11 protein-coding genes are annotated in these 12,956 nt (G+C 64.8%); 10 read left to right on the plus strand and 1 reads right to left on the minus strand.

Annotation, left to right across the window (positions count from 1 at the left end; genetic code table 11):
• Positions 1-204 precede the first annotated feature (204 nt).
• The 5 genes from RPR59_RS13850 to RPR59_RS13870 are packed head-to-tail and all read left to right on the plus strand — an operon-like array spanning position 205 to position 7,758.
• Positions 205-1,458, plus strand: coding sequence for a TolC family protein (locus tag RPR59_RS13850; RefSeq protein WP_313915022.1), 1,254 nt, complete (start codon positions 205-207; stop codon positions 1,456-1,458).
• Positions 1,455-2,954, plus strand: a complete 1,500-nt coding sequence (locus RPR59_RS13855) for an efflux RND transporter periplasmic adaptor subunit (RefSeq protein WP_313915023.1) — start codon at positions 1,455-1,457, stop codon at positions 2,952-2,954. Before RPR59_RS13850 ends, RPR59_RS13855 begins: the two co-directional genes overlap by 4 nt.
• Positions 2,951-6,091: an efflux RND transporter permease subunit gene (locus RPR59_RS13860; RefSeq protein ID WP_133494291.1), complete on the plus strand. Its 3,141-nt coding sequence runs from the start codon at positions 2,951-2,953 to the stop codon at positions 6,089-6,091. Before RPR59_RS13855 ends, RPR59_RS13860 begins: the two co-directional genes overlap by 4 nt.
• Positions 6,088-6,213 (plus strand): hypothetical protein, encoded by a 126-nt coding sequence (locus RPR59_RS13865; RefSeq protein ID WP_268237628.1) that lies wholly within the window; start codon positions 6,088-6,090, stop codon positions 6,211-6,213. Before RPR59_RS13860 ends, RPR59_RS13865 begins: the two co-directional genes overlap by 4 nt.
• Before the next feature lie 51 nt (positions 6,214-6,264).
• A complete protein-coding gene (locus tag RPR59_RS13870) occupies positions 6,265-7,758 on the plus strand; it encodes a multicopper oxidase family protein (protein WP_313915029.1) in 1,494 nt (497 codons plus the stop codon).
• Positions 7,759-8,200: 442 nt separating this feature from the next.
• On the opposite strand, the gene RPR59_RS13875 is transcribed toward RPR59_RS13870, so the two are convergent.
• A complete protein-coding gene (locus RPR59_RS13875; RefSeq protein WP_133494292.1) occupies positions 8,201-8,620 on the minus strand; it encodes a potassium channel family protein in 420 nt (139 codons plus the stop codon).
• Between the two features lie 126 nt (positions 8,621-8,746).
• Here RPR59_RS13875 and RPR59_RS13880 point away from each other — a divergent pair, with 126 nt between their 5' ends.
• From RPR59_RS13880 to RPR59_RS13900, 5 genes are read left to right on the plus strand one after another with little or no spacing between them, the layout of a single operon-like run.
• Positions 8,747-9,001 (plus strand): hypothetical protein, encoded by a 255-nt coding sequence (locus RPR59_RS13880; protein WP_133494293.1) that lies wholly within the window; start codon positions 8,747-8,749, stop codon positions 8,999-9,001.
• A 2-nt stretch (positions 9,002-9,003) separates the two neighbouring features.
• Complete coding sequence (locus RPR59_RS13885) at positions 9,004-9,438, plus strand: periplasmic heavy metal sensor (protein ID WP_313915032.1); 435 nt, start codon at positions 9,004-9,006, stop codon at positions 9,436-9,438.
• A complete protein-coding gene (locus RPR59_RS13890) occupies positions 9,435-10,013 on the plus strand; it encodes an RNA polymerase sigma factor (protein ID WP_133494295.1) in 579 nt (192 codons plus the stop codon). The genes RPR59_RS13885 and RPR59_RS13890 overlap by 4 nt, the downstream gene beginning before the upstream one ends.
• A 33-nt stretch (positions 10,014-10,046) precedes the next feature.
• Entirely contained in the window at positions 10,047-11,903 is a 1,857-nt protein-coding gene (locus RPR59_RS13895; protein ID WP_133494296.1) for a copper resistance system multicopper oxidase, read from the plus strand.
• A complete protein-coding gene (locus RPR59_RS13900; RefSeq protein ID WP_133494297.1) occupies positions 11,900-12,940 on the plus strand; it encodes a copper resistance protein B in 1,041 nt (346 codons plus the stop codon). The genes RPR59_RS13895 and RPR59_RS13900 overlap by 4 nt, the downstream gene beginning before the upstream one ends.
• Positions 12,941-12,956 lie beyond the last annotated feature (16 nt).

Consider the following 12,956-nt stretch of genomic DNA (forward strand, 5'->3'; position numbering starts at 1 on the left):
ACCCCCACTCGCGCCTCCGCGCCCATCTATCTGATCCTTTAGGCAACGGCGCCGCGACCACGCGGCGGACGTCTCGGCTGCCCGGTTACATGGGGGCCTTTGCGTCGCCGCGGCGTGCGCCTCTTCCCGCGACATCACCGCGAGCGCGGCAGATTCGCGACGTGCCCGTACCCGCTTGGTACGCGGCGACACGAAGGCTCACGAATGAAGAACTCTATGCAAGGCGCCGCCGCGCGCCTGGCGATCACCGTTGGGATGGCGGCGATCGTGCAAGCCACACCCGCATCAGCGCAATCGTTGACGTTCGGACAGGCGGTCGAACGCGCCGAAGGCGACGCACCGTCGGTCGAGGCACGTTCGGAGCAAGCCGCGGCGGCGCGACGTTCCGCCGTTGCCGCCGATCAGCTCCCCGATCCGACGATCGATCTCGATTTCAACGACTTCCGGTTGACGCAGGCTCCGCCGGTGACGCCCAACGGCTACGTCCGGCAAACCATCGGTGTCCGTCAGGAATTTCCCAATCTCAAGAAGCGCCATGCTCGCGCCGACCGGGCGGCGGCGGACATCACCGCCGCCGACGCGCGCGAGGCGGTCGCGGTTCGCGAGGCCAGGCTCGGCGCGGCGCTGGCCTGGGTCGATCTCTATTTCGCTCAAAAGCGCCTCGACATCCTCGCGAAACTGGAGAGCGATATCGGCGACCTGCAAAAGACGATGGGCGCGCGGCTCGCCTCGGGCAGCGCCACCGGCGCCGAGGCGTTCGATCCCGACATTCTTGCCGCCAAACTTGCCGACCGCCGGAGCGAGCGCGAGGCGGCGATCTCTAAGGCGCGCGCCGAACTGCGCCGCTGGACCGGTATCGCCGCGCCCCAGGTCGCCGGCCCGCCGCCTGCCACGGAGATCGACTCGACAGCGCTGGCTGCGCGGATCGATACGCTTCCCAAACTCCGCGTGCGCGATGCCGCCATCGGTCAGGCGCAAGCCGATGTCCGCCTCGCCCGCGCCGAGAAGCATCCCGACTGGGCGCTGAAGGCGTCGTTCGCGCATCGCCAGCCGCAGTTCGGCAATTTCGTGTCGATCGGCGTTTCGATCGACCTTCCGCTCTTCGCCGGCAAGCGGCAGGATCCCGTGATCGACGCACGGCTCGGCGATGAACAGGCGGCGCGGCTCGAACGGATCGATGCCGAGCGTCAGGCCCGTGCCGCGTTGAGCACCGATCTCGCCGACTATCGCATGCGGCGCGAACAATATGATCGCGCGCGCGACCAGCTGGTGCCCCTGTCGAAGAAGCGCGCCGTCGTCGCGCAGGAAAGCTACGCCGCCGGCCGGCTCGATCTGGGCGCCGCACTCAACCAGACGATCGCGTTAGCCGACGCCGAAATCGACCTTCTCGAACGCGAAGCGGCGCTCAAGCGCGCCGCCGTCCAAATCCTGTTCGCCTATACCGGAGACGCCAAGTGACCCTCGACAAATCTCTGAAGCTGCGGATTGCCGCGGCAATCGGCGTCGCCTCGCTGGCCGCCGGCGCCGGCGGCTATTTTTTGGCCGAACAGACAAGCGCCGCGCCGTCGGGCGCGGCGGCCAAGGACGGCCGCAAGATCCTCTATTGGTACGATCCGATGGTGCCGACCGAGCATTACGACAATCCTGACACGCTGTCGTCGATGGGCATGAAGACCATCCCCAAATATGCCGACGAGGACGGCAATTCGGCGCCCGGCGTCAAGATCGATCCGCGCGTCATGCAAAATCTCGGCATCCGCACCGCGACCGCACAGATGGGCACGCTGCGGTCGAGCATCGATGTCACCGGCACGATCGATTTCAACCAGCGCGACGTCGCGGTCATTCAGGCACGGTCCGGCGGATTCGTCCAGCGCACCTATGGTCGGGCGCCGAGCGACCTGGTCCGGCGCGGCGCTCCGATCGCCGACCTCCTGGTGCCCGAATGGGGCGGTGCGCAGGCGGAATATCTCGCGCTCCGGCGTGCGGGCAATCAGAGCCTCGCCGCGGCGGCGCGCGAGCGGCTGAAACTGCTCGGGATGCCGGAGGGCCTGATCGCGCGCGTCGACCGGACCGGGCGCGAACAGAATGTGGTGACGATCTCGACTCCTGTCAGCGGCGTCATCCAGACGCTCGACGTGCGCTCGGGCATGACGCTCGCCGCCGGTCAGACGCTGGCGCAAGTCAACGGGCTGGGGACGGTATGGCTCAATGCCGCCGTTCCCGAGGCGCAGGCCGGGCAGATCAGGGTCGGCGAAACCGCCGCCGCCGATGTCGCGAGCTATCCCGGCGAACGCTTCACCGGCCGCGTCATCGCGGTTCTGCCGACCGCCGCCGAGGCCAGCCGCACGCTGACCGTGCGCATCGAGCTTGCCAATCGCGGCGGCCGCCTGAAACCCGGCATGTTCGCGACCGTGCATCTCGGCCAAAGCGGCGAACCGCATCTCCTCGTTCCGAGCGAAGCGGTGATCCGCACCGGAAAGCGCGACATCGTGATGCTGGCGACGGGCAATGGCCGCTTCCAGCCGGCCGAGGTGAAGCTGGGCCGCGAGGGCGGAGGCCAGACCGAAATCCTCGACGGTCTCGCCGCCGGCGAGAAGGTCGTCGCCTCGGGCCAGTTCCTCGTCGATTCCGAAGCCAGCCTCTCGAACCTTCAGGTCCGACCGCTCGACGCGTCGCGCCCGGCGCCCGCCGATAGCGCGAAAAAGGCGCAAGACGCCAGCGCGGACCATTCCGCCACCGGCAAGATCGAAGCCATCAAGCCCAACGCGATCACCATCTCGCACGAGCCGGTGCCGGCACTGCAATGGCCGGCGATGACGATGACCTTCGCGCTCGCCAAACCTGAACTGGCGCGGGGATTCAAGACGGGGGACCGCATCACCTTCCACTTCCGCAAACAGGGCCGCTCGCAAACCGTGACGAGCATCGCGCGCGCGGGAGGCGGCCAATGATCGGGTCGCTCGTCCGTGCCTGCGTCCGCGGGCGCTTCCTCGTCCTGCTGCTGGTTGGAGCTTTGCTCGCAGTCGGCATCTGGGCAACGAAAACCACGCCTGTCGACGCGCTTCCCGATCTGTCCGACGTGCAGGTCATCATCCGCACGAGCTATCCGGGACAGGCGCCGCAGCTCGTCGAGGACCAGGTCACCTATCCGCTCGCGACGACGATGCTGTCGGTGCCGGGCGCACGATCGGTGCGCGGCTATTCGTTCAATGGCGACAGCTATGTCTACATTCTGTTCGACGACGGCACCGATCTCTATTGGGCGCGCTCGCGCGTCCTCGAATATCTCAGCCAGGTGCAAAGCCAGCTGCCCGAGGGCGCCAAGGCATCGCTCGGACCCGATGCGACCGGCGTCGGCTGGATCTATGAATATGCGCTGGTTGACAGGACCGGGCAGCACGACCTCGCGCAGCTGAGGAGCATCCAGGACTGGTTCCTGCGCTACGAGCTCAAGACCGTCCCCGACGTCGCCGAGGTGGCAAGCATCGGCGGGATGGTGCGCCAGTATCAGATCGTGCTCGATCCCGAACGCATGGCCTCCTACGGCATCACCCAGGATGCCGTGATCAGCGCCGTTCGCAACGCCAACCAGGAAAAGGGCGGCTCGGTCGTCGAGATGGCGGAAAGCGAATATATCGTGCGCGCCAGCGGCTATCTCGAAAATCTCGATGATTTCCGGGCGATCCCCGTCGACACGGTGTCGGGCGGCATTCCGATCACGCTCGGCGACGTCGCCACGATCCAGACCGGCCCCGCTATCCGGCGCGGCGTCGCCGAACTGAACGGCCAAGGTGAGGTCGCGGGCGGCATCATCGTGCTGCGGTCGGGCAAGAACGCGCGGCAGGCGATCACCAACGTCAAGGCCAAGCTCGACGACCTCAAGAAGAGCCTCCCGCCCGGCGTTGAGATTGTGCCGACCTATGACCGGTCGTCGCTGATCGATCGCGGCGTCGACAACCTCAAGGAAAAACTGTTCGAGGAATTCATCGTCGTCGCGCTCGTCTGCGCGCTGTTCCTGTGGCACGCGCGCTCGGCGCTGGTCGCGATCCTCACCTTGCCGCTCGGCGTGCTGATCGCACTGATCGTCATGCGCATCCAGGGCGTCAACGCGAACATCATGTCGCTCGGCGGCATCGCCATCGCGGTGGGCGCGATGACCGACGCCGCGATCGTGATGATCGAGAACGCGCACAAGCATATCGAGCGGTGGAACCACCTTCACCCCGACGATACGCTGAGGGGCGAGGCGCGCTGGCGTCTCGTCACGGCGTCCGCCGTCGAGGTCGCGCCGGCGCTGTTCCTCAGCCTGCTCATCATCGCCCTGTCGTTCGTGCCGGTATTCACGCTGCAGGGACAGGAAGGACGGCTGTTCGCGCCGCTTGCGTTCACCAAGACCTATGCGATGGCGGGCGCGGCGATCCTGTCGGTCACGCTCATTCCGATCCTGATGGGATATCTGATCCGCGGGCGGATACCGGAAGAGCAGGCCAATCCGATCAATCGCTGGCTGACGCGGATTTACCGTCCCGCGATCGACTGGGTCATGGTCCGCCCGAAGACGACGATCCTGATCGCGGGTCTCGTCTTCGCCTCGAGCCTGTGGCCCATCAGTCAGCTCGGCGGCGAATTCCTGCCGCAGATGGACGAGGGCGATCTGCTCTACATGCCGTCGACGCTGCCGGGGGTTTCGCCCGCCAAGGCGGCCGAGCTGCTCCAGCAGACCGACCGGATGATCAAGACCGTTCCCGAAGTGGAAACCGTCTTCGGCAAGGCGGGGCGCGCCGATACCGCGACCGATCCCGCGCCGCTGACGATGTTCGAAAGCGTCGTTCATTTCAAACCACGCGATCAGTGGCGCGAAGGCATGACGCCTGACAAGCTCGTCGACGCACTCGACGCGGCGGTGAAGGTTCCCGGCATCGCCAACTTCTGGATCCCGCCGATCCGCAATCGGATTGAGATGCTGTCGACCGGCATCAAGAGCCCGATCGGGGTCAAGGTCTCGGGCGCCGAGCTGTCGACGATCGACGGCGTCGCGCAAAAGATCGAAGGCGTCGCGAAATCGGTCCCCGGCGTCACCTCGGCGCTCGCCGATCGGCTGTCCGGCGGACATTATATCGATGTCGATATCGACCGGGCGCGGGCCGGCCGTTACGGGCTTAACATCTCCGACGTGCAATCGATCGTCGCGAGCGCGATCGGCGGGCAGACGATCGGCGAGACGGTCGAAGGGCTGGCCCGCTATCCGATCAGCGTGCGCTATCCGCGCGAAATTCGCGACAGCCTGGAAGAGCTGCGCGCGCTGCCGATCCTCACTCCGTCGCGACAGCAAATCACGCTCGGCAGCGTCGCCGATGTGACGGTAAGTTCGGGGCCGCCGATGCTCCGGAGCGAGAATGGCAGGCCATCGACCTGGATCTATATCGACAGCCGCGGGCGCGACATCGCCTCGGTCGTCGAGGATCTTCAGGACGCGGTTCGTAGCCAGGTGAAGCTGCCGCCGGGCGTCAGCGTGTCCTACACCGGCCAGTTCGAATATCTGAAGCGCGCCGAGCAGCGGATGATGATCGTCGTTCCGGCGACGCTGCTCATCATCTTCGTCCTGCTCTATCTGATCTTCAAGCGGTTCGACGAGGCGCTGCTCGTCATGGCGACGCTGCCGTTCGCGCTGACCGGCGGGCTGTGGCTGCTCTATCTGCTCGGCTACAACCAGTCGGTCGCGACCGCGGTCGGTTTCATAGCGCTTGCCGGCGTCGCGGCCGAGTTCGGCGTGGTGATGCTTGTCTATCTCAAGCAGGCGCTCGCCGACCGTGGCCCCAATCCGAGCATTGCCGAAATTACGACCGCGGTACGCGAAGGGGCGCTGCTGCGGGTGCGGCCCAAGGCAATGACCGTCGCGGTGATTTTGACGGGCCTGCTGCCGATCCTGATAAGCGCGGGAACAGGGTCGGAAGTGATGCGCCGCATCGCGGCGCCCATGATCGGCGGCATGTTCACCGCACCGCTGATCTCAATGCTGGTTATTCCCGCCGGCTATCTGCTGTTGCGCCGCCGGTCAGCCAAGAAAGAACAAGGAGAAACACCATGATGAACTGCGCGAGTGACATGCCGACCGGCATGATGGTGGGAATGGGCATCGTCTGGATCCTCATTCTTGCATGGCTCGTCCTCAGCCTGCTGGCGCTCGTCAAATATCTGCGATCCGGATGACGCCACCGGTTGCGTGCCGGATTGCCGATCCCAAGCCACGAAAGGAACAGCATGATTGGCCGAAGGCAACTGGTCGCGGGAGCGGCGCTGGGCGGGGGCATGATCGTCGCCGGCGTCACGCTGCCCGGTCTGTTCGACGAGTCTCGAACGGCAGTGTCGGGCGGCACCGGCGACCGTAAACCGCTCAACATTCCACCGCTGCTCCCGGGAGTTCAAGCCGGCGGCGCGCGCCAATTCTCGCTACGGCTGCAAAAGGGCGTCAGCGAATTTATCGAGAGGCGGACGACGCCAACCATCGGCATCAACAGCGCCTATCTCGGTCCCACGCTGGAAATGCATGCGGGCGAGCGGGTTCGCATGTCCGTGGTCAACGCGCTCGACGAGCCGGCGACGCTGCACTGGCATGGCTTCAACCTGCCGGCGGCAGCGGACGGCGGACCGCATCAGCCGATCGCACCGGGCGAGACGTGGTCGCCATCGTTTGAAATACGCGAACGCGGCGCGATGTTCTGGTATCATTCGCATATGCACCGCCGAGCGGGACCGCAGGTCTATCACGGGCTGGCGGGTGCGATTTACGTTCGCGACCGCGAAAGCGAGCGCCTCGCGCTTCCAGGCGAGTACGGCGTCGACGACGTTCCCCTCATCCTGCAGGACCGGTCGTTCGGCAGCGCTGGGGAGCTGATCTATTCGCCGTCGATGATGAACAGGATGATGGGCGTCACCGGCGATACGCTACTCGTGAACGGCGGCATCGGCCGGACATTCGATGCCGGCTCGGACCGGTTGCGTCTTCGCCTTCTCAACGGTTCGAACGCGCGCTTCTATCGCCTGTCGTTCAGCGATGGCCGGTCATTCCACCTGATCGGCACCGATGGCGGGCTGCTCGCCGCCGCCTTGCGAACCGACCATGTGATCCTGGCCCCTGCCGAACGCGCTCAGATCATCGTCGATCTTCAGGACGGTTTAGCGGTCAAGCTCCTGGCCGCCGATGCCCGGCGTACAATGATGCGCGGGGGAATGATGGCGCGCGGCGCGGACCGCGGCGAGCGCTTCGTCGCGCTCGACATCCGCCCGGGCGAAGCGAGGAGACGCTGGGGTCCGCTGCCGCGTCGTCTCGTCGATCTCGCACCTCCGGATGCGAGCAAGGCGGTGCGGAAGCGGCGTTTCGTGCTCGACATGCCGATGGGAATGATGCGCGGCGGCGGCTTCACGATCAACGGACGGTCGATGGACATGCAGCGGATCGACGAAGCGGTAACGGTCGGAACCGATGAAATCTGGGAAATCGAGAACGCGTCGATGATGGCGCACCCCTTCCACGTCCACAATGTGCAGTTCCGTGTCCTCGATCGCGACGGCCGGCCCGCATCGGCCGCCGAACTGGGGCTCAAGGATGTCGTCGTCGTTCGCCCCCGCGAGCGCGTGCGCATCCTGGTGCGGTTCGAGGAATACACCGATCGCGATCTGCCCTATATGTATCATTGCCATATCCTCGAGCACGAGGATGCGGGCATGATGGGCCAGTTCGTCGTTAGGGCCTGACAGCCTGCTTGGGTTTGGCCGCCGTCAAATATGCTAAGCCAAGAACCACCGTCAGCAGGCATTCCAAATCCCGATGCCGCTTGCGATAGAGCAGATGAGCGGAAGATCGAACGGTAGAGCAGACCCGAGCAGGCGCTGCCAACTCGCTCCAATGTTCTGGCTGAAGAGGCGAATAGAAACCCAGGCAATGCCCAAGGCGACAGTATTTAGGAGCGTCGCCAAACCTAGCGTCAAAAAAGCTGTTTCCACTGATCTGCAATGCCAAGCGACGACACCGGGAATAGTGAGCGCGATCCCCAAGGGTACAATCTGGCGAAGAAATCCGCTACCCATCGCGACAACCTCCGAACCGGAATGCTACCGAAGCACAGTGCGAATATCTGGACGAAAATATTGTCCGGAGCGGGTGATCTCTTCGGCCCTCGATGACCCGATCAACTTCTCACCTCTCCTCAACACCGTGATGCATCGACTGAAAGACATAGGACGCCGAGCAACTGAGAAGTAGAAACCCCGTCAGCGATTCGACGCCAGCCAGAAACCGTAAATGGCCCACCGGGTATACGTCGCCGAGACCAAGCGTCGTCATGTTGATCAGCGAGAAGTAGAATTGATCCATCGCATCCGGTGGCGAGGATCCAGATAGCGCGCCGAGGCCCAAAAGCCCCCCAAAATAAAACCCTATGGCGAACAACGCCGCGCCGGCCAGATGCAATGCGAGCAACAACGGCAGTAAGCACGCCGTCCTCCGACCATGACCGGAGATGCGCCTGATATGGCGTGCCGTTCCGGCAATCCCCCCGATATGTACAGCGCAAACTATCGCGAAAATCGCGAATGTCAGAATGATAGTGCTCAGCATGTTTCGGCCATGCGAATGCAGATTCCCCAGGTTTCCACCTGCGCTTACGCTCGCCAGGTGTCTTATCCCTCGGCCCGCGAGGGGAACCGGTTGGACAATACGTATTAGAGGTGAAAGCAGGAAGTGATGACAATGAAGCCAATGCAATCCGACGTTGCAGCGCCCCTCGATGCAGCATTCATAAGTGGGGTATGGCAGCGGATCGGCACGATTACCGAACGACAAAGACGGTTGCGCCAAACGGCGTTGAGCGCGCTGTTCCTCGCCATCGCGACGGTTTCTGGGATGGGCATCGCCGGAAGCGATCCCGCCCGGGCACACCCCAGTGCTATCTGGGTAACCGACCATGCCCCCGCTGCGCTACTCGATCTGGAAGGCTGAAGGTGCGGCGCATTGGCCTCGTCCTACTCGTGCTTCTCGCCGTGGCACTCGGCGCACTCGGCGCGCTCGCGGTCGATCGGTGGGCGCCGACTCACAGCACAGCGACCGGTCTCCACAGTTTTGTCCATGAGCGGTTGCGGCTATCGCCCGACCAAGAGGCCGCGCTCGAAACGCTCGAGGCACGGTTCGGCGCGCGGCAGCGCGCGCTCGATCTGCAATTGCAGCAGGCCAATGTCGATCTCGCCCGTGCGATCGAGATCGAAGGGCGCAACGGCCCGCGAGTGAAAGCGGCCGTGGAAATCGTCCATGCCCGTATGGGCGCGCTCCAGGACGCCACGATCGATCACCTGTTCGCGATGCGCGCGATCCTTACGCCGGCGCAGCGCGAGCGGTTCGATGCCCGGGTCACGCAATCGCTCACCAGCCAGCCGGAATGACCCCCGGGGGCGGCGAGACGGAAGCACAAGAGCAGGAGCTTGTTCGACGCGCGAGGGCCGGTGACCGCGCTGCCTATGACCGCCTGATCGCGCGCCATGCGCCGCGCTTGTTGGCCATCGCTCAAGCGACGATGGGCAATCGCGCTGAAGCCGAGGACGCCGCGCAGGAAGCGCTTGCGCAGGCGTGGCTGAAGCTCGACCGTTTCGACGAAACGCGCGCACTAGCTCCCTGGCTGGCACGCGTAACCCTGAACAAGTGCCGCGATCTCCTGCGGCGTCGGCATTGGCGCTTCTTCACCGAAAACCCATTCGATCGGCTCGATCCGGCGAACGAACATGATCGTCCCGATCCCGAGGATCCCGTCGAGTCGATCGAGCGGCGCGACGAGCTCCGCCGTGTACAGGCGCAGATCGCGCGCCTCCCTACGTCCCTTCGCGAGCCATTGATCCTTGTGGCTCACGAGGGTTATTCGCAAGGCGAGGCAGCTGCTATTCTCGGCATTTCGGAAAAGGCGGTGGAGACGCGCATTTACCGGGCGCGTGCCCGGCTTCGCGGCGGCGCACAAAATGTTTGAGGGTTGTCACACCGAGCTCGCGTAGTAGGCGATATGAGCACCGAGACATTCCAGACGCCGTTTGGCCGGCGAGATTTCCTTCGCGCATCGGCACTCGCCGGCAGCGCCTTGCTTTCGTGTCCAGCTTGGGCGCGCGGGGGTGACCTGTCGCAGCCGCTGATCCGTCAGGGTTTCGACGAGGTGAGCGGCGAGACCATCGAACTTCGCGTTGGCCGAGGCCCGCGCCGCGTAGAGGGCCGCGCCGGACGCGGCATCGCAGTCAATGGCAGTGTTCCCGGACCGCTCATTCGGTTGCGCGAAGGTGATCCGGTGACACTCAACATCCATAATGACCTCGACGTCGATACCTCAATTCACTGGCATGGCCTGCTGGTGCCGTTCCAGATGGACGGCGTGCCCGGCGTGAGCTTTCCCGGCATTCCCGCAGGCGGCACATTCAGCGCGGTCTTTCCGGTCCGGCAGTCGGGCACCTATTGGTGGCACAGCCATGCGGGCCTGCAGGAACAGTCGGGCCATTACGGACCCATCGTAGTCGATCCCGCTAGTCCCGATCCAGTCCAAGCGGACCGCGATTATGTTCTCCTGTTGAGCGAATTCTCTTCGCTCGATCCGCATGCGATCATGGCCAAGCTCAAAAAGGGCGAGGATTATTTCAACTACCAGCAGACGAGCTGGACCGACGATTATCCGCTATCGGGCAAGGACCGCCGCATGTGGGCGAAGATGCGGATGATGGCGACCGACATCCTTGACGTGACGGGATCCACCTACACCTATCTCGCCAACGGACACGGCCCGACCGAAGGGATGGAATTCGCGTTCCGGCCCGGCGAGCGCGTGCGAATCCGGATCATCAACGGCTCGGCGATGACGTTCTTCAACGTCAGGCTTCCCGGCCTGCCGATGACGGTGGTCGCCGCCGATGGACAGAATGTGCGGCCCGTCGAGGTGGACGAGCTGCAGATCGGCGTTGCCGAGACCTATGACGTGGTCGTCGAACCCGGTTCGGCGCCCGCCTATACGATCGTCGGCGAAGCGATGGACCGATCGGGCATGGCGGTCGCCACGCTCGCTTCGGCTCCCGGCGCGCGCGCGGCGGTACCGGCGCTTCGCGATCCGCCGCTCCTGACGATGGCCGATATGGGCATGAGCGGCATGGGCGGTATGGACGGCATGAAGATGGGCGATGGCGCCTCTTCGGACATGACCGGAATGGATCACGGCGCGATGGGCCATGCCGGTCAGACGGACCATGGCGACATGGCCGGCACGAGCGGTATGGCGATGGGCGCGTCGCAGGGCGGCGGGGGCATGTCGATGTCGGGCATGTCGATGCGTGACACATCGCTGCTGCCGCCCGACGTCAAAGTCGGGCCCGGCATCGACATGGTCGCGATGAATCCGATCGACCGGATGGGCGATCCCGGCCTCGGGCTCGATAACGTCGATCACCGCGTGCTCGATTACAGGCAGCTCGTCGCGCTCGAACCCGGCGCCGACGACCGCGTGCCGTCGCGCTTCATGGAGATCCATCTGACCGGCAACATGGAACGCTATATGTGGTCGTTCGACGGCGAAAAATTCTCCGCCGTCAGCGATCATCCGATCCGCTTCGCGAACGACGAACGCGTCCGCGTGAAGCTCGTCAACGACACGATGATGGCGCATCCGATTCACCTGCACGGCCATTTCTTCGAGCTGGTGAACGGTGCCGGACATCTGCACCAGCCGCGCAAGCACACGGTGATCGTACAGCCCGGCGGCAGCGCGCAGTTCGACCTGACCGCCAACGAATATGGCGACTGGGCGTTTCACTGCCATCTGCTCTACCACATGCATGCGGGCATGTTTCAGGTCGTCTCGGTCGCCGCACCGGGAGAGCGGGCATGACGCGCGCCTTGCTCCTCCTTCCGCTGCTGTTCGCCGCGACGCCCGCTGCTGCACAGCATATGCACATGGACATGCCGATGCCGGCAAAGCCCAAGGCGGCGACCGGGCAGAAGGCCGCGCCGAAGCCCGCACCGATGCCGCCCGCAAAGCGCCGCACGCAGACGACGCCGGCGGCGAAGGCAAAGGCTCCTGCCGCGCCGGTTTCGATGGACATGCCGTCGGTCGCACCGCAGTCGTCCGCGCCCATGCAAATGCAGGATCACGGCGCGATGGACATGCCCGTTGCACCGACGACGGAAACACCGCCACCCGCCGCGGCGGGATCGGGTCCGCCGACCGCGGCCGATGCGATCTACGGCGCCGATGCGATGGCGCCGTCGCGCGAGACGCTTCGCCGCGAACAGGGCGCTCAGAAATATTTCTGGTTTATGGCCGATCGGCTCGAATACCGCGCGCACAAGGGCAAGGACGGATATCTGTGGGACGTCCAGGGCTATTATGGCGGCGACGTCGACAAGCTGTGGTTCAAGAGCGAGGGCGAAGGCGCGTTCGGCGGCGAGAACGAACAGGCCGAGGTTCAGGCGCTCTACAGCCATGCGATCGGGCCGTGGTTCGATCTCCAGACCGGCGTGCGCCATGATTTCGCCGGCCCCGACCGTACCGACGCGGTGATCGGCGTTCAGGGTCTCGCGCCCTATATGTTCGAAATCGACGCTGCGGCGTTCCTGTCGACCAAGGGCGAGCTGCGCGGGCGTATCGAGGCCGAACTCGACCAGCGCATCACGCAGCGCCTGCGGTTGCAGCCGCGCGCCGAGATCAACCTGTCGGCGCAGGATATTCGCGAACGCGGCGTCGGTGCCGGGATCGACACCGCCGAGATCGGCGTGCGGCTGCGCTACGAAATCGCCCGCGAGTTCGCGCCCTATATCGGCGTCGAGCAGGAATGGCGGGTCGGCAACAGCGCCGATTTCGCCCGGGCACGCGGCGACGATCCCAGCGTCACGAATTTCGTGGCGGGCATCAGGCTGTGGTTCTGATCCAACACCAACAAGT

The organism is Stakelama saccharophila, from assembly GCF_032229225.1.
GTDB lineage: Bacteria > Pseudomonadota > Alphaproteobacteria > Sphingomonadales > Sphingomonadaceae > Sphingomonas > Sphingomonas saccharophila.